This window comes from Variovorax sp. P1_H2 (genome assembly GCF_056405295.1).
Genome location: NZ_JBFUCJ010000142.1, coordinates 1 through 15,781, shown reverse-complemented (window position 1 = coordinate 15,781; position 15,781 = coordinate 1). Strand labels below are relative to the sequence as shown.

Genomic DNA, 15,781 nt, shown 5'->3' with positions numbered 1-15,781 from the left:
GCGCCCGCCTGTTCGTGGGCAGTCGCGGAACCGGCTTCGCCGGGCCGCTGACTGCGCCCCCGGTAGGGGGTGGGCGGGCTACACGAAGTGAGCCCAACCTGGGGGCGAGCTCAGGCCACCGCCGCGGTCACGACGATCTCGATCTTGTAGCCCTGCTTGGCCATCGCGGCCTGCACGGTCGCGCGCGGCGGCGTGTTTCCGGCCGGGATCCAGGCGTCCCAGACCTCGTTCATCGCGGCGATGTCCGTGATGTCGGACAGAAAGATCTGCGTCATCAGGATGCGCGATTTGTCGCTGCCGGCCTCGGCCAGCAGGCGGTCGACCATCGCCAGCACCTGCGCGGTCTGGCCCCGGATGTCCTGCGACAGGTCGTCGGGCACCTGGCCCGCGAGGTAGACCGTGCCGTTGTGGACCGCGGTCTCGCTGAGACGCGGACCGACGTGGAAGCGCTGGATGGAGACCATGAGATGTTCCCTTCTGCTATTTCTTGGAGCCCAACCGGGACTCGGTGCCGGCCGCCAGCCGGCGGATGTTCTCTCGATGGCGCCAGATCAGCAGCAGGCTGATCGACACCAGCACCAGCAGCACCGCGAGGTCGAGCGGCCAGGCGATCTGGCCGCCGATCAGGTAGTAGGCCGGGGCGAAGAAGGCGGCCACGACCGAGGCCAGCGACGAGTAGCGGAAGAAGACCGCGATGATCAGCCAGGTGACGCCGGTCGCCAGGCCCAGCAAGGGCGCGATGCCGACCAGCGCCCCGGCCGCGGTCGCCACACCCTTGCCGCCCTGGAAGCCGAAGAACACCGGGTAGAGGTGGCCCAGGAAGGCCGCCAGCCCGGCCACCGCCGCGGTCCCGGGGCCCAGGTCCCAGGCGGCACCGAACTGCTGGATCAGGAACACCGGCAGCCAGCCCTTCAGCGCATCGAGCAACAGCGTCGCCACCGCGGCACCCTTGTTGCCCGAGCGCAGCACGTTGGTGGCGCCCGGGTTCTTGCTGCCGTAGCTGCGCGGATCGGCCATGCCGAGCGACTTGCTGACGATCACGGCGAACGAGAGCGATCCGAGCAGGTAGGACAGGACGATCGCGATCAACGAGGGGAAATAGGAACTCACGGCTTCTCCGGGCGCCTCCGTTCGAGGCAACCGGCTATTCTGCCAGCGCGCACTGCACCGGCTTGGCGCCGAGCAGACTCAGGCAGACCTGGGGGTCGATGCCCACCAGGTCGCCGCGGCGCCCGCCGTTGATCGCGATGCGCGGCAGTTCGAGGATGGTCGACTCGACGTAGACCGGCATCGCGCGCCGCGTGCCGAAGGGCGAGGTGCCGCCGACCAGGTAGCCGCTGTGCCGGTTCGCGACCTCGGGCTTGCAGGGCTCCACCGACTTGGCGCCGATCTGCCGTGCCAGGTTCTTGGTCGATACCGTGCGGTTGCCGTGCATCAGCACGATCAGCGGCTTGGCGTCCTGGTCCTGCATGACCAGCGTCTTGACCACCGTGAAGGGATCGAGGCCGAGCACCTCGGCGCTGTGCTGGGCGCCGCCGTGCTCGAGGTACTCGTAGGGATGCTCGGTGAAGGCGATGCCGTTCGCCCGCAGCAAGTGGGCGGCGGGGGTTTCGGAGACGTGGGGTTTCTTGGCCACGGGCTTTTAGTCAGTTGAGGACAGAGCAAAAACTGCTGTGCAGTTTGTTGGTCTGTCCCGCAAGGTCTCAGGAGGTCGAGGACAGAGCAAAAACTGCTGTGCAGTTTGTTGGTCTGTCCCGCAAGGTCTCAGGAGGTCGAGGACAGAGCAAAAACTGCTGCGCAGTTTGTTGGTCTGTCCCGCAAGGTCTCAGCAGGTCGAGGACAGAGCAAAAAACTGCTGCGCAGTTCTTGGTCTGTCCCGCAAAGTCTCAGGCGGCCGGGTCGCGCAATTCCCAGCGGATCTTGTCGATCTCGGCCAGCAGCTCGGGCGACAAGGTCGTGCCCCAGGCATCGAGGTCCTCGTTCAACTGCGCCACCGAGGTCACGCCGATGATCGTGCTCGCCACCTGCCATTTGGTGTAGCAGAAGGCCAGCGCCATCCGCGTCGGCGTGAGCCCGTGCTCGCGGGCCAGGGCGTTGTAGCGGCGCGCCGCCTTCAGCGCATCGGGMCGGCCCCAGCGCTGCTTGCGCACCGATTCGTAGCTCGAGATGCGGGCGCCCTTGGGCGCGTCCGGACCCTCGGTGCCGCTCTGGTCGTACTTGCCGGTCAGCAGGCCGAAGGCCAGCGGCGAGTACGCCAGCAGCGAGACGCCGAGCCGGTGCATGGTCTCGTCCAGCCCGTTCTCGGCCGCGCGGCTGACCAGGCAGTAGGCGTTCTGCACCGTCGCCACGCGCGGCAGGCCGTGCTGCTCGGCCAGCCGCACGAATTCGTGCACGCCGTAGGGCGTCTCGTTCGACAGGCCGATCGCACGCACCTTGCCGGCCTTGACCAGCTTGCCCAGGGCTTCGAGCTGATCGTGGATCGGGGTGGTCGAGGTCTCGCGCTTCGGGTCGTAGTAGAGCTGGCCGAAGGCCGGCACGTGGCGCTCGGGCCAGTGGATCTGGTAGAGGTCGATGACGTCGGTCTTGAGCCGCTTGAGGCTGGCCTCGCAGGAGGCGGCGATGTCGGCCGGCGTCATGCCGCTGCCCTCGCGCACCCAGGGCATGCCGCGCGACGGGCCCGCGACCTTGGTCGCCAGCACGATCTTCCGCCGCGCGCCCGGGTTCTTCTCGAACCAGCGGCCGATGATGGTCTCGGTGGCGCCGAAAGTCTCCTTGCGCGCCGGCACCGCGTACATCTCGGCGGTGTCGATGAAGTCGACGCCGCGTTCCAGGGAGCGATCGAGGATGGCGTGGGCGGTGGCCTCGTCGACCTGCTCGCCGAAGGTCATGGTGCCGAGGCAGACCGGCGTGACGTGAAGGTCGCTCTGACCGAGTTGGATTTTTTGCATGGCCGAAATGCTACCCGTTGCGGCGAAGGCCTGTCTTGCAGTCGACTGCGCCGCCCGGCCGGGGTCCTTATCATCGGATTCGATGTACCAAGCCCTCCGCCCCTCGCGCAGCGAATTCGTTCCCGTCCGCCACCTGAGCTACCACGTGCGCCTGTGGGGCGAACCGTCCACCACCCGCCCGCCGCTGGTCATGATGCACGGCTGGATGGATGTCGCGGCCTCCTGGCAGTTCGTGGTCGACGCATTGGCCGAGGAACGATTCGTGGTCGCCGCCGACTGGCGCGGCTTCGGACTCAGCGAGGGCGGCAAGGTCGACAACTACTGGATGCCCGACTATCTGGCCGACCTCGACTGGCTGCTGGACCACTACGCCGGCGACACCCCGGTCGACCTGGTCGGCCACAGCATGGGCGGCAACGTGGTCATGCAGTACGCCGGCGTGCGTCCGCAGCGCGTGCGCCGCCTCGTCAACCTCGAGGGCTTCGGCATGCCGGCGCTCAAGCCCGAACAGGCGCCCGAGCGCTTCGGCAAGTGGATCGACGAACTCAAGCGCCTGCACCGCGGCGAAATGGCGCTGGCCGGCTACCCGGCGGTCGACGGCGTGGCGCGCCGGCTCATGAAGACCAACCCGCGCCTCACGCAGGACAAGGCCGATTGGCTGGCCGCCCACTGGTCGGCTGCGCGGCCGAATTCCGAGGGCGAAGAGCGATGGGAAATCCTCGGCGACCCGGCGCACAAGATCATCAACGCCAACCTGTTCCGGATCGACGAGGTGCTGGCGCTGTACGCCGCCATCCGGGCGCCGCTGCTGGCCGTCGAGGCCTCGGACGACAGCCTGGGCCAATGGTGGAAGGGCCGCTATACGCTGGACGAATACCACGAGCGCCTGAAGAGCGTGCCCGATGCGCGCATCGCGCGGGTCGACGACGCGGGGCACATGCTGCACCACGACCAGCCCGCCCGCGTGGCCCGCTTGATCGAAGAATTCACCTCCTCCTGAGCGCTCTCCCCCCCTCTCCGGACCGGGCCATGCCGGGCATGAGAAAATACGCGGTTTCCCCCGAACACCGTCAGGACACCCCATGGATGCAGAGCAAATCAACCAAATCGGCGCAACTCTCGCGGACCTGAGCGCCCGCACGGTCGATTTACGGAGGTATCTTTGACTACGATGCCAAAGCCGAACGCCTGAGGACGGTCAACGCGTCGCTCGAAGACCCGAACGTCTGGAACGACCCCAAGAAGGCCCAGGAGCTGGGCCGCGAAAAGAAGTCGCTCGACGACGTCGTGGTCACGCTCGACCGGCTCACCAGCGGCCTCTCGGACAACACCGAGCTCTTCGAGATGTCGAAGGAAGAAGGCGACATGGACGGCCTGCAGGCCATCGCCGATGACGCCGCCAAGCTCGAGGCCGACATCAAGCAGCTCGAGTTCCGCCGGATGTTCAACAACCCGGCCGATCCGCTGAACGCCTTCGTCGACATCCAGGCCGGCGCCGGCGGCACCGAGGCCTGCGACTGGGCCAGCATGCTGCTGCGCCAGTACCTGAAGTACGCCGAGCGCAAGGGCTTCAAGACCCAGATCGAGGACGAGACCCCGGGCGACACCGCGGGCATCAAGGGCGCGACCATCAAGGTCGAGGGCGACTACGCCTTCGGCCTGCTGCGCACCGAGACCGGCGTGCACCGGCTGGTGCGCAAGTCGCCCTTCGACTCCTCGGGCGGGCGCCACACCAGCTTCGCGAGCATCTTCGTCTACCCGGAAATCGATGATTCGATCGAGATCGACATCAACCCGTCCGACGTCCGCACCGACACCTTCCGCGCCAGCGGCGCCGGCGGCCAGCACATCAACAAGACCGACTCGGCGGTGCGCCTCACGCACATCCCGACCGGCATCGTGGTGCAGTGCCAGGACGGCCGCAGCCAGCACAGCAACCGCGACGTCGCCTGGAAGCGGCTGCGTTCGCGCCTGTACGACCACGAGATGCGCAAGCGCCAGGAAGAGCAGCAGAAGCTCGAAGACAGCAAGACCGACGTCGGCTGGGGCCACCAGATCCGCAGCTACGTGCTGGACAACAGCCGCATCAAGGACCTGCGCACCAACGTCGAGATCTCGGCGACGCAGAAGGTCCTGGACGGCGACCTCGATGCCTTCATCGAGGCCTCGCTGAAACAGGGCGTGTAGATGAAGCTCACCCCCAGGCTTGCCCACTTCGTGTGGCCGCACACCCCCTCGCCGGGGGCAACACCAGCGGCCCGGCAAAGCCGGTTCCGCGGTGTTCCTGGCCTCGGCCGCGCCGGCGCTCTGCGTCGCGGATCGATCGACAACTTGGGGGTTTCCGAATGAGGACTCTGCACAAGGTGGAAGCCCTGATCTTCGACATGGACGGCACCATGGTCGACTCCATGCCCTGGCACGCCAAGGCATGGATCGAGTACGGCATCCGCCATGGGGTCGAGATCGACATCCCGAGGTTCATGCGGCAGACCACCGGCCGCACGGCCTTCGAATGCGCCTGCGAATTGATGGGGCGCGAGGTGACCGAAGCCGAGAGCGCCGAGATCACGCACCGGAAAGAGTTGATCTACCGCGAGCTCTTCGGCGCCCAGTTCCGCGAGGTGCCCGGCTTCAGCGCCTTCAACCGGGCCGCGGTCGCGCGCGGGCTGAAGGTGGCGGTCGGCACCGCGGGCGACAAGCACAACATCGCCTTCACGATGTCCAAGCTGCGGCCCGACCCGGCGCCGCTGGCGATCGTGGGCGGCGACGAGGGGCTGCCCGGCAAGCCGCAGCCGGCGATCTTCCTCGAGGCCGCGCGCCGCATCGGCGTGGCACCCTCGCGCTGCATCGTCTTCGAGGATGCGCCCTTCGGCATCGAGGCCGCGCACCGCGGCGGCATGCGCGCGGTGGCGGTCTGCACCACCCACAGCGCCTCCGAACTCGCGGGGCCCCACGTGATCGCGGCCGTGCGCGACTACGACGAACTGAACAACTCAAACTTCCTGGAGACACTCGATGCAGCTGCGTGATGCCCAAGGCCAACCGATCGCGATCCTTCGCGAGGATTACAGCGCGCCGGCCTACTGGATCGACACGGTCGAGCTGACCTTCGACCTGGACCCGGCCAAGACCCGGGTGCTCAACCGCATGCGGCTGCGCCGCAATCCCGAGGTGGCGCCCGAGCCGCTGCGCCTGGACGGCGACGAACTGAACCTGGCGCGCGTGCTGGTCGACGGCCAGGGTGCGTCGTTCCGCATGGAAGCCGAGCAGCTGGTGATCGACAACCTGCCCGACGCCTTCGAGCTCGAGATCTTCACCACCTGCTGCCCGATCAAGAACACCAAGCTCATGGGCCTGTTCGTGAGCGAGGACACCTTCTTCACGCAGTGCGAGGCCGAGGGCTTCCGCCGCATCACCTACTTTCTCGACCGCCCCGACGTCATGGCCAGCTACACGGTGACGCTGCGCGCCGCCAAGGCCGCCTATCCGGTGCTGCTGTCGAACGGCAACCTGGTCGAGCAGGGCGACCTGCCCGAGGGCCGCCACTTCGCCAAGTGGGTCGACCCCTTCCGCAAGCCCTGCTACCTGTTCGCACTGGTGGCCGGCAAGCTGGTCGCGCGCGAGCAGCAGATCAAGGCCCGCAACGGCCGCGAACACCTGCTGCAGGTGTACGTGCGCGCCGGTGACCTCGACAAGACCGAGCACGCGATGAACTCGCTGATCAACTCGGTGCTGTGGGACGAGGCTCGCTTCGGCCTGCCGCTGGACCTCGACCGCTTCATGATCGTCGCCACCAGCGACTTCAACATGGGCGCGATGGAAAACAAGGGCCTGAACATCTTCAACACGAAGTACGTTCTGGCCAACCAGGCCACCGCCACCGACGCCGACTACAGCAACATCGAAAGCGTGGTCGGCCACGAATACTTCCACAACTGGAGCGGCGACCGCGTGACTTGCCGCGACTGGTTCCAGCTGTCGCTCAAGGAAGGCCTCACGGTCTTCCGCGACCAGGAGTTCAGCCAGGACCTGTGTGCCGACGCCTCGGCGCGCGCGGTCAAGCGCATCGAGGACGTGCGCGTGCTGCGCACCGCCCAGTTCCCCGAGGATGCAGGCCCGATGGCCCACCCGGTGCGGCCCGACAGCTACATCGAGATCAGCAACTTCTACACCGTCACCATCTACGAGAAGGGTGCCGAGGTGGTGCGCATGATGCAGACGCTGGTCGGCCGCAAGGGCTTCGAGCGCGGCATCACGCTGTACTTCGAGCGCCACGACGGCCAGGCCGTGACCTGCGACAACTTCGCCCAGGCCATCGCCGACGCCAACCCCGACACCGAGCTCTCGCGCCTGCTGCCGCAGTTCAAACGCTGGTACAGCCAGGCCGGCACGCCGCGCCTCGCGGTCCACGGCGTCTACGACACGGCGTCGCGCAGCTATACGCTCAGCTTCGTGCAGAGCTGCCCGCCCACTCCGGGCCAGGCGACCAAGGAACCCTTCGTGATCCCGGTCAATCTGGGGCTGCTGAGCGCGGATGGCCGCGAGCTGCCGGTGCAGCTCGAAGGCGAGGCCGAAGCCACGCAGGGCACGCGCACGCTGGTGCTGACACGCGCCGGCGAGCAATACACCTTCGTCGGCCTCGATGCCGAGCCGGTGCCCTCGATCCTGCGCGGCTTCAGCGCGCCGGCGATCCTCGACTACAACTACACCGACGCCGAGCTGCTGACGCTGCTGGCCAACGACCCCGATCCGTTCAACCGCTGGGAAGCCGGCCAGCGGCTGGCACTGCGCGCCGCGCTTCGCGCGATCGCGGAACCGGCGGTGGCCGGCGAGCAGCCGCTCGACGACGCCTTCGTCGACGCGATGCGCAGCGTGCTGCGCCATCCGGAGCTCGACGCCGCCTTCAAGGAACTGGTGCTCACGCTGCCCTCGGAGACCTACATCGCCGAGCAGCTCGAAGTGGTCGACCCGCAGCGCGTGCATGCGGTGCGCGAGGCGATGCGCGTGCAGCTCGCGACCGCGCTGTTCGCCGACTGGGAGCAGACCTACGAGCAGAACCACGACACCGGCGCCTATGCGCCCGACCCGGTCTCCTCGGGCCGCCGTGCGCTGGCCGGCATCGCCCTCACCCACCTGTGCCTGGCGGCGCGGGCCTCGGGCGACGTGGTCTGGCCGGGCAAGACGCTGCAGCGCTTCAAGGACGCCGGCAACATGACCGACCGCTTCAACGCGCTCAACGCGCTGGTGTCCTCCGGCCATGCACTGGCGGCGCAGGCGCTGGCGCGCTTCCACCAGATCTTCAAGGACGAGGCGCTGGTGATCGACAAGTGGTTCTCGCTGCAGGCCGGCGCACCCGACCGCGGCGGCGACATCCTGCCGCTGGTCAAGCAGCTCATGAAGCACCCGGACTTCTCGATCAAGAACCCGAACCGCGCCCGCAGCGTGATCTTCAGCTACTGCAGCGGCAACCCCGCCGCCCTGCACCGTCCGGATGCGGCCGGCTACGTGTTCTGGAGCGACCGCGTKATCGAGCTCGACGCCATCAACCCGCAGGTCGCAGCCCGCCTGGCGCGTGCGCTCGACCGCTGGAGCAAGCTGGCCGAACCCTACCGCAGTGCCGCCCGCGAAGCCATCGCCCGCGTGGCCGCGCGGCCCGACCTGAGCAAGGACACGCTCGAGGTCGTCAGCCGCGCGCTGTCGATCTGACCCCTCAAGGACCCCTACGACATGGCCCAACAAAAGATATCCCTCACCCGCTACCTGGTCGAGCAGCAACGCGCCGACGGCCTGATCCCCGGCCAGCTGCGCCTGCTGCTCGAAGTGGTGGCGCGTGCCTGCAAGAGCATCAGCCAGGCGGTCAACAAGGGTGCGCTCGGCGGCGTGCTCGGGACCGCCGAGAGCGAGAACGTGCAGGGCGAGATCCAGAAGAAGCTCGACATCATCGCCAACGAGGTGCTGATCGAGGCCAACGAATGGGGCGGCCACCTCGCCGCCATGGCCAGCGAGGAAATGGACAGCATCTACGTGGTGCCCAACCGCTACCCGCAGGGCGAATACCTGCTGCTGTTCGATCCCCTCGACGGCTCGAGCAACATCGACGTCAACGTCAGCATCGGCACCATCTTCAGCGTGCTCAAGAAGCCCGAGGACACGCCGGGCGTGCAGGAAGGCGACTTCCTGCAGGCGGGCAACAGACAGGTGGCGGCCGGCTACTGCATCTACGGCCCGCAGACCACGCTGGTGCTGACCGTGGGCGCCGGCGTCGCGATGTTCACGCTCGACCGCGAGCAGGGTTCCTTCATGCTGACGCAGGAGGACATCCAGATCCCGGCGGACACCAAGGAATTCGCGGTCAACATGAGCAACATGCGGCACTGGGACGCCCCGGTGAAGCGCTACATCGACGAATGCCTGGCCGGCAAGGATGGCCCGCGCGGCAAGGACTTCAACATGCGCTGGATCGCCAGCATGGTGGCCGACGTGCACCGCATCCTGATGCGCGGCGGCGTCTTCATGTACCCCTGGGACAAGCGCGAGCCCGAGAAGGCCGGCAAGCTGCGCCTGATGTACGAGGCCAACCCGATGAGCTGGCTGGTCGAGCAAGCCGGCGGCGCCTCGACCAACGGGCGGCATCGCATCATGGACCTGCAGCCGACCAAGCTGCATGAGCGCGTGGCTGTGGTGTTGGGGTCGAAAAACGAGGTCGAGCGGCTGACCGGCTATCACGATCCGCTATAATCGAAGGCTTAGCCGGTGTAGCTCAGTCGGTAGAGCAGCTCATTCGTAATGAGAAGGTCGGGTGTTCGATTCATCTCTCCGGCACCATTTTCCGCGGCGTAGACCGCAAGTGACGACTAACTAAAACTAACTGATGTCAAAACTGGTCAGTGGTTTTTTCAAGAAGCCTCCCTACGTGGAGGCTTTTTCTTTGCCCGGAGTAGTCGATGGAATCGTTGGTTGCGCTTCTTCCTGTCACCGTCCTTGCAGCCGTACTACTGTTCGTTGCCAAGGAAGTGATGGAGGCGATTCGGCGCTACCGTTCAGACGCAAGGACTAAGGCAGCCCTTCGTGCGCTGCTCGGCTATGAATGCGAACGAAACAACTGGGCCGTAAGGAGGCTCAGGCAGATCTTTGAGACGATCCAAAGTGAACAAGCCGAAAATGAAGCCACGGAGTTTTCTCTTCAGACCTCAAAAAATGGCTTGTTGTCTTTCAAGTTCCGACACCCCCAGGGCGAACGCGGCGGCTCACTAGGCTTTCCGGATACGCAACGGGACTTCATGAGCAAGCAGTTGCTGCTTGCCGCAACGTTGGATAAGGATCTGTATACGAAGCTCCTCGATTCGTTTGATGCGGTGGGCGAGCTTGAGCATCTGCGCCTCAGCCTCATCCACTACCTAGAACCCGACGACGACGAAATGCAAGAGGACGCACTAGCTCACTTCGTCGAGTACGCCTTGAGGAACCTCGACGCTGCTTACGCCAAGCTTGACGGACTGTATGCGTTGTGCACTGGCAAGAAGCTAGAGGCCATCCGCCTCCGGTAGCCGCTACCGGCACATTCCAAAAGCCTCCCTACGTGGAGGCTTTTTCTTTGGCCGCTCGCATGTGGCTCTCAAGGCGCTGGCGAATCAGCACCTCGATCTCGTCAAGCAACGGCGGGATGACCATTTCGAACCTCGTCTCCGGAGTTTGCACAACTCCCAAGGACTTCATCACTTCATCTGCTGCAACGATTCGCGGTCATGGAACTGCGACAGGAGCGCCGCCCCAATTGCGGTTGGCTTTGTCAGCAGGGTCACACTTCGCCAAGTTTCTGACGAGCTTTGATCTGGACGATTCGAGTTTCCGCCAGTTCATTTGACTCTGGAGCGAACTGGCGAGTTCGCTTGTCCTTGAGCCTCTAACATCGGCGCATGAGCAAAGACGAAGCCAACACCGTCGAAGATGACGATCATGAGCGATTCCTCGCGGCGGTCGGCCGGACCGTTCTTGCCTGGCAGGGTGTCGAAGAGGCGCTAGTGGCCGTTTTCGTTGCGGTGGTGCAGCCAAAAGAAGGATGGCCCGAGCGTGCCGCACAAGCCGCACTACTTGCGTTGATGGCCAACGCGAAAGCAGAGGCTGTCGACGCAGCCATTCACCAAGGGCTCAAGTTTTTCCCGGAACTGCTCAAGCGAGGTGATTCGCTGCTGGAGCGATTCAAGGTCAAAGCCCAAGACCGAAACCGAATTGCACATGGCGTCTGGGTCGGCGAGTGGACCGACTTCGACGTCGTGGAGCGGCCGGACGGAAGCGCCGATGTCATCGGCCTGAAGTTCGAGAACAAAATCGCTGCTCACCCTATGCGCAGACGAAGGGGCAAAGCCCAACCACCCACATTCGACATCGGACGACTAGAACAGTCGCTTATCGCATTCAAGCGCCTGGAGTACGACCTTTCGGTTTTCGCTCGCGACGTTGCGGAGAGAGGCGACCCGCCGAAAGGTGCTGCGGACCTCTCACCTCCTCCCTGACTACGATTCAATGATGCTGCGGAACGCGCAGCGGGTTCGGATATCCGGCCGGCAGGAAGCCCTGCAGGTCCTTCTTGAAGTAGTGCGCGGCGCCTAGCTCGGCCATCAGGTCGACCATGCGCAGCGTGTAGTCCTGCCAATCGGTCGTCCTAGTCATGGGCAATCGATTCCGTTGCTGCCACGACTGCGCCTGAGTACTGCGTCAGGTCTACTTTTTCTGTCATACCGCGGGCCCGCTGTCGCAAGACGGCGGGCTTTTTCGTTGCCGACTGGGAACCGCCCGATCTGCCCGATGCTGGACCTGAACGGACTGATACCGACGTGGCGCGGGGTACGGCCCGCTGTGCAGGTTCCATCCGCACTGCTTTGCGACCCCGCCCTTTTGTGTGCGAACTGCCGTCAGGTTCCGCCCGCCGTAGCCCCACCATTTTTGACGGCACCCCACGCGAATTTTGGCGTCGCTCCGATTTGATGTCAGCATTCTCCTTCTTCGGTATATCCGTAGGTGCATGCATTGGGGTCATGCCATTTGTTGTTCTTGTAAAACAAATAAACCACATCACCTTTGTTAAAAGTGAATCTCGCGACACCGCTGGAATACATAACCCACGCTCCAAAAGAATCGTCGCTGAACCTCAAGGAGCCGTACGCATAGCAATTTGAGTAGCGCTCGTGCAGAATCTTGTCGGCCTCAACCGGATATGCTCGGTTAAAAAAACGAATAAGTTGATTTTTTGTTGGTTTAAACCTYTTGCACGCCCTTGCGGCGGCTTCATTTTTTAAGTTTTCGTCATGCTGGCCGACTGCCTCAATTTCGAGGCTCTTGACAGTTCGGGCGTAACCGTGCCCTGTCATCAAAAGCGCAAAGCAGAGGACGATCACTCGCCCTGGCATGATGCTTGGCCTCACCATTTCGCGCTAGACGCTTCGGTCGGCGTTTTTCTTGCAATGTCCGGGTGTTTGTGGACCTCGGACATAGAGACATTCAGAGTCTCCGCAWGTTCCTTGACCAGCCATTTCAGTGATGCATTCTGCTGTTCGTTGACAACTTCATACTGCGGATACCGTTCGCCCGGAACGTTCTTTGACGCGCCTACAATTTCAATCCCGATAGAATCCATATTGAGAGGGTATCTGTCAGGCCATTTCTTTTTATATTCTCGATTTGAGATTTCCTGCGGCTTCCATCGGTCTTCCAAGCTCTTAACATGCTTGAATTCCGCCGGGGTGCATTTTTGAGTATGAAGACACCTTGATTGAGCCAGTCCCACATGATGGGTCACTTTATAAAGCGAAGCAGTTTGATAGATGGTTCCGTCTCTATCGATGAGAAAATGGGCGCCCTTCGCCCCGGCTATCTTGTAGCTATTAAAAGCTGATTCGGCGGTAGGTCCGTTCGTTTGGTGCACCACGATGCCATTCACCGCATCCAACTTTCCGCGCTCGATTTTTTCAAAAATCTTCACCTTGATTTTTTCTGCATCGACGATTCCGCCACGGCTGATGAAAAGAGTCATTCCTAATCTCCCTYARCYTTCGCGATTTTKTTGAATGTCGTAGCTTGCCGMTACGGTGCCACCGGAGCCGCCCTGCTGGTTCTGAATGACGTATTCCTGCTTCACGCGGGCAAAAGCGAGGCTGACTGCTTCTCTCGCTCGCGACATGGTGGCAGTGAGCGCTGGCGCAACCTTGGTGACGATCACATTGCCCATCGTGATAGTGAGGTACTCCAGCGGCGAGCCTCCGGCCTTTCTGACGACCAGGGTGGCCGTGTCGATGTGCTTGCCCGTCAGGCAATACTTGAGCAGATTGGGGCTCGCTCGATCCACGTAGTGGTCAAAGGTCAGGTCGCTGACGGTGGCCTTGCCTGCGCCGCCCCCGCCGCCGGCGTGCATGGTGGATTGCTGGGTGATCTCCCACTCCCAATCCAAGACTTCGATTTCATCCCTATGGCTGGCGTCTTGTGATTCACCGGTAATGCCGGTCAGCTTCAAAAAAATATCTTGCGACATGGATTTTTTCCTCCCTGAATGTCAGGCAAGCGACGTGCGCTTGACCGGCTCCACGGTATCGCATGGCAAGCGCAACCAGTATTGACGGATGCACTTTCGGAACACTCTCCGACAAAACAAGACCTGTCTCGCTTCGCCGCCGAGTCTTGGAATTGAGCGCGCGCCCTGATACAGCGCGAAAGCGGTCGCAGCGGTGCAACATGCCGATGGGCAGCGGAGCGCCGTCAGCACAGCGTCTCGCGTTGCCATGACGGCACTCGGCGCATACTCGCCAGTCATCACCCTCGCGGTCGCGCTGGGTCAGGCGGTCGGCAAGCATCTCGCTCACATCGGCGCCGATGCGCTGCCGCTGAAAGTGATCGACGCGGCGTTGCAGCATTTCGATCTCCGCGCCATTCATCGCGGCGTCTGGGCTCGGGTCGTTCGGCCAGCACCAGCGATCAGGATCGGGCTCGTTGGCGGCCTCCAGCCAACTCACCGGTTCGGTCTTGTAGGCGCGAATCAGCCCGCGCAACTCGTCGGTGATCCGGCTGCGCGGTGTGAGCGTCAGGACCCGCCCAGGCGCCACCTCCAGGCGCAGGCTGGCCGCGCGCAGGGTGTCGAGACGCGGCGGCTTTGCCTTCCTTAGTTCACCGGTTTTCCCACGGGCTCCAGCGCTTTGTCAGTTTGGCCTGTCTTTGGCGTTGTTCGGGTGTCCAGTTGCGTCCAGCCACTGTTTGAGTCCTCTCAAATTTCGGTCGGCGCGATTGATGTTTCGCTCGCGTGCGGGCTAGACAAAGCGAGAAGGCTCCAGGCTTGAATGAAGCACATCGAGATTGCCAGGCCGACCAGCGCGACCGACTAAGCATTGACTCGTGCAGGGAAGGCTTCTGGGCTTTTTGCAGAGCCGCACTGCGTGGACCTGAGCGGCCCTGACGTTGCGTTCAGCTCGCTTCTAGCGTCGAACGGAATTTGACGCTGCCAACCTCTCCATCTCGAGAACCAAGACGGATGGCTTCACACGAAGCGCGTCAGCCAATGCACAAATCGTGTCCAAGGCAGGTGGACTGACCCCACGCTCGATGCGCGACACGAAGCTCGGAGACAACGCGGCCTTGGCCGCGAGTTCGGCTTGACTGAGGCCGCGCTCTTTGCGCCGCATCTGAATCGCCGCCCCGAACAAAGCTATCCGATCTGCCAAACGTCCTCTTTCAATACGCCACTCTCGGCGAAAAAGAAGTTTGCAGTAGACTTATGGGCATATATGCCCACCGCTGATGGGCACAGGGAGATGAAGATGTCTAGAGCAAGCCGCTGCTATCGTTCGGCGCCTGAATCCTGCTCGCCGCTCATGCCGCCCAATTCGCACGTGCCAGCGCCCCGGGGAGGAGCAACGGCATGACAAGACGAATCGCCTCCCCCTTCCCCACCGCGAAGCCCTTCAAACTTCCGCCGTCGCTCGCACTGCCGCGCCCCGCACCACCGAAGCCCGCCCGCAGCGAATCCGCATCCCTCATAGGCACCCAGGTGCGCGCCCTGCGCTTCGCCAGCGGCGCCTCCGGCGGCGAACTGGCCCGCCGCGCGGGCATCTCGCGCTCGCTGCTCTCGCGCATCGAGCACGGGGTGGTCTCACCCTCGGTCGAGACGCTGGCCCGCATCTCCGCCGGCCTGGATGTGCCGATCTCACGCTTCTTCTCCGACCAACCCGACCGCGCCGACTTCTGCCACGTCCGCGCCGGCAAGGGCATCGTCGTCGACCGCATCGGCGCGGTGGCCGACTACCGCTACGAGCTGCTCGGCCATCTGCTCTCGGGCAATCTGTTCGTCGAGCCCTATCTGGTCACGCTGCTCCCCGGGGCCGAGCCCTACGCGAGCTTCCAGCATCCTGGGCTGAAATTCATCTACCTGCTGTCGGGCGACATCGGCTATCGGTACGGCACACGGGTCGTGAAGCTCGGTGTCGGCGACTCGCTGCTGTTCGACGCTTCGGCACTGCATGGCATCGAGGACATCGGCACGCAGCCGGTGACGTATTTGTCGGCGGTGTTCACCTTCAGACGCTAGGCAGCGCGTGCGCCTACACCCAAGCCCTGTTTCAAAGGCGGGACAGTCCAGCTTGATTCCCTTAGCCGTGTACGACAGGCTCGACGTGCAAACCGTCGAGCCCAACTGAAAGGAGAACGACCATGGAAATCAACCCGATCCGCACCGAAGCCGACTACAAGGCCGCGCTCAAGGAAGTGTCGGCCTTGATGGAGAGCGACCCCGACCTCGGCACGCCCGAAGGCGACCGCCTGGACGTACTGGCGACCCTCCTGCAAGCCTACGA

At 63.8% G+C, this 15,781-nt stretch carries 19 protein-coding genes, 1 tRNA gene and 1 pseudogene; 10 read left to right on the top strand and 11 right to left on the bottom strand.

What is annotated here, in order from left to right; all coding sequences use genetic code 11:
- Nucleotides 1-110: 110 nt before the first annotated feature.
- The 4 genes from AC1D2E_RS31215 to AC1D2E_RS31200 form a co-directional block, all read right to left on the bottom strand.
- Nucleotides 111-464, bottom strand: coding sequence for a RidA family protein (locus AC1D2E_RS31215; RefSeq protein WP_478200986.1), 354 nt, complete (start codon nt 462-464; stop codon nt 111-113).
- A gap of 16 nt (nt 465-480) precedes the next feature.
- Entirely contained in the window at nt 481-1,110 is a 630-nt protein-coding gene (plsY, locus tag AC1D2E_RS31210; protein ID WP_478200985.1) for a glycerol-3-phosphate 1-O-acyltransferase PlsY, read from the bottom strand.
- Between the two features lie 34 nt (nt 1,111-1,144).
- The gene (locus AC1D2E_RS31205) at nt 1,145-1,636 is read right to left on the bottom strand and encodes an aminoacyl-tRNA deacylase (protein WP_478200984.1); all 492 of its coding nucleotides are present in this window, start codon (nt 1,634-1,636) and stop codon (nt 1,145-1,147) included.
- 250 nt (nt 1,637-1,886) lie between these two features.
- Entirely contained in the window at nt 1,887-2,948 is a 1,062-nt protein-coding gene (locus AC1D2E_RS31200) for an aldo/keto reductase (protein ID WP_478200983.1), read from the bottom strand.
- 82 nt (nt 2,949-3,030) lie between these two features.
- On the opposite strand from AC1D2E_RS31200, the gene AC1D2E_RS31195 reads away from it, so the two are divergent.
- The 7 genes from AC1D2E_RS31195 (at nt 3,031) to AC1D2E_RS31165 (ending at nt 10,495) form a co-directional block, all read left to right on the top strand.
- A complete protein-coding gene (locus AC1D2E_RS31195) occupies nt 3,031-3,948 on the top strand; it encodes an alpha/beta fold hydrolase (protein ID WP_478200982.1) in 918 nt (305 codons plus the stop codon).
- An 82-nt stretch (nt 3,949-4,030) separates the two neighbouring features.
- Nucleotides 4,031-5,135 (top strand): peptide chain release factor 2 gene (prfB, locus tag AC1D2E_RS31190; protein WP_478200981.1). Its coding sequence is split into 2 segments (ribosomal slippage): nt 4,031-4,111 and nt 4,113-5,135, totalling 1,104 coding nucleotides; the frame shifts between segments, so codons are not numbered across the junction.
- 158 nt (nt 5,136-5,293) lie between these two features.
- Nucleotides 5,294-5,977, top strand: coding sequence for an HAD family hydrolase (locus tag AC1D2E_RS31185; protein WP_478200980.1), 684 nt, complete (start codon nt 5,294-5,296; stop codon nt 5,975-5,977).
- Entirely contained in the window at nt 5,964-8,654 is a 2,691-nt protein-coding gene (gene pepN, locus AC1D2E_RS31180; protein ID WP_478200979.1) for an aminopeptidase N, read from the top strand. The genes AC1D2E_RS31185 and pepN overlap by 14 nt, the downstream gene beginning before the upstream one ends.
- A gap of 21 nt (nt 8,655-8,675) precedes the next feature.
- Nucleotides 8,676-9,686 (top strand): class 1 fructose-bisphosphatase, encoded by a 1,011-nt coding sequence (locus tag AC1D2E_RS31175; protein WP_478200978.1) that lies wholly within the window; start codon nt 8,676-8,678, stop codon nt 9,684-9,686.
- A gap of 11 nt (nt 9,687-9,697) precedes the next feature.
- A tRNA-Thr gene (locus AC1D2E_RS31170) sits at nt 9,698-9,773 on the top strand.
- A 119-nt stretch (nt 9,774-9,892) separates the two neighbouring features.
- A complete protein-coding gene (locus tag AC1D2E_RS31165; RefSeq protein WP_478200977.1) occupies nt 9,893-10,495 on the top strand; it encodes a hypothetical protein in 603 nt (200 codons plus the stop codon).
- Nucleotides 10,496-10,523: 28 nt separating this feature from the next.
- On the opposite strand, the gene AC1D2E_RS31160 is transcribed toward AC1D2E_RS31165, so the two are convergent.
- On the bottom strand, nt 10,524-10,664 hold the full coding sequence (locus AC1D2E_RS31160) for a hypothetical protein (protein ID WP_478200976.1): 141 nt from the start codon (nt 10,662-10,664) through the stop codon (nt 10,524-10,526).
- 200 nt (nt 10,665-10,864) lie between these two features.
- On the opposite strand from AC1D2E_RS31160, the gene AC1D2E_RS31155 reads away from it, so the two are divergent.
- A complete protein-coding gene (locus AC1D2E_RS31155) occupies nt 10,865-11,461 on the top strand; it encodes a hypothetical protein (RefSeq protein ID WP_478200975.1) in 597 nt (198 codons plus the stop codon).
- Between the two features lie 7 nt (nt 11,462-11,468).
- Here AC1D2E_RS31155 and AC1D2E_RS31150 read toward each other — a convergent pair whose 3' ends face one another.
- The 6 genes from AC1D2E_RS31150 to AC1D2E_RS31125 form a co-directional block, all read right to left on the bottom strand.
- Nucleotides 11,469-11,618, bottom strand: coding sequence for a hypothetical protein (locus AC1D2E_RS31150; RefSeq protein WP_478200974.1), 150 nt, complete (start codon nt 11,616-11,618; stop codon nt 11,469-11,471).
- Between the two features lie 317 nt (nt 11,619-11,935).
- The gene (locus AC1D2E_RS31145) at nt 11,936-12,370 is read right to left on the bottom strand and encodes a hypothetical protein (protein WP_478200973.1); all 435 of its coding nucleotides are present in this window, start codon (nt 12,368-12,370) and stop codon (nt 11,936-11,938) included.
- Nucleotides 12,367-12,978, bottom strand: coding sequence for a peptidoglycan recognition protein family protein (locus AC1D2E_RS31140; protein ID WP_478200989.1), 612 nt, complete (start codon nt 12,976-12,978; stop codon nt 12,367-12,369). The genes AC1D2E_RS31145 and AC1D2E_RS31140 overlap by 4 nt, the downstream gene beginning before the upstream one ends.
- 12 nt (nt 12,979-12,990) lie before the next feature.
- Nucleotides 12,991-13,473 carry an Hcp family type VI secretion system effector gene (locus AC1D2E_RS31135; RefSeq protein ID WP_478200988.1) on the bottom strand — a complete coding sequence of 161 codons (483 nt, stop codon included), beginning with the start codon at nt 13,471-13,473 and terminating at the stop codon, nt 12,991-12,993.
- Nucleotides 13,430-13,987 carry a hypothetical protein gene (locus tag AC1D2E_RS31130; RefSeq protein WP_478200972.1) on the bottom strand — a complete coding sequence of 186 codons (558 nt, stop codon included), beginning with the start codon at nt 13,985-13,987 and terminating at the stop codon, nt 13,430-13,432. The genes AC1D2E_RS31135 and AC1D2E_RS31130 overlap by 44 nt, the downstream gene beginning before the upstream one ends.
- A gap of 420 nt (nt 13,988-14,407) precedes the next feature.
- Nucleotides 14,408-14,635: a helix-turn-helix domain-containing protein gene (locus tag AC1D2E_RS31125; RefSeq protein WP_478168580.1), complete on the bottom strand. Its 228-nt coding sequence runs from the start codon at nt 14,633-14,635 to the stop codon at nt 14,408-14,410.
- Nucleotides 14,636-14,979: 344 nt separating this feature from the next.
- On the opposite strand from AC1D2E_RS31125, the gene AC1D2E_RS31120 reads away from it, so the two are divergent.
- Both AC1D2E_RS31120 and AC1D2E_RS31115 read left to right on the top strand, forming a co-directional pair.
- Complete coding sequence (locus tag AC1D2E_RS31120; RefSeq protein WP_478200987.1) at nt 14,980-15,516, top strand: helix-turn-helix domain-containing protein; 537 nt, start codon at nt 14,980-14,982, stop codon at nt 15,514-15,516.
- A 122-nt stretch (nt 15,517-15,638) separates the two neighbouring features.
- A pseudogene (locus tag AC1D2E_RS31115) lies at nt 15,639-15,781 on the top strand (transcriptional regulator); the annotation flags it as partial.

Bases quoted from the DNA above. Each gene is read 5' to 3' on its own strand.
- AC1D2E_RS31215 (WP_478200986.1), bottom strand. From the start codon at position 464: ATGGTCTCCATCCAGCGCTTCCACGTCGGTCCGCGTCTCAGCGAGACC.
- AC1D2E_RS31195 (WP_478200982.1), top strand. From the start codon at position 3,031: ATGTACCAAGCCCTCCGCCCCTCGCGCAGCGAATTCGTTCCCGTCCGC.
- AC1D2E_RS31185 (WP_478200980.1), top strand. From the start codon at position 5,294: ATGAGGACTCTGCACAAGGTGGAAGCCCTGATCTTCGACATGGACGGC.
- AC1D2E_RS31175 (WP_478200978.1), top strand. From the start codon at position 8,676: ATGGCCCAACAAAAGATATCCCTCACCCGCTACCTGGTCGAGCAGCAA.
- AC1D2E_RS31165 (WP_478200977.1), top strand. From the start codon at position 9,893: ATGGAATCGTTGGTTGCGCTTCTTCCTGTCACCGTCCTTGCAGCCGTA.
- AC1D2E_RS31160 (WP_478200976.1), bottom strand. From the start codon at position 10,664: ATGAAGTCCTTGGGAGTTGTGCAAACTCCGGAGACGAGGTTCGAAATG.
- AC1D2E_RS31155 (WP_478200975.1), top strand. From the start codon at position 10,865: ATGAGCAAAGACGAAGCCAACACCGTCGAAGATGACGATCATGAGCGA.
- AC1D2E_RS31150 (WP_478200974.1), bottom strand. From the start codon at position 11,618: ATGACTAGGACGACCGATTGGCAGGACTACACGCTGCGCATGGTCGAC.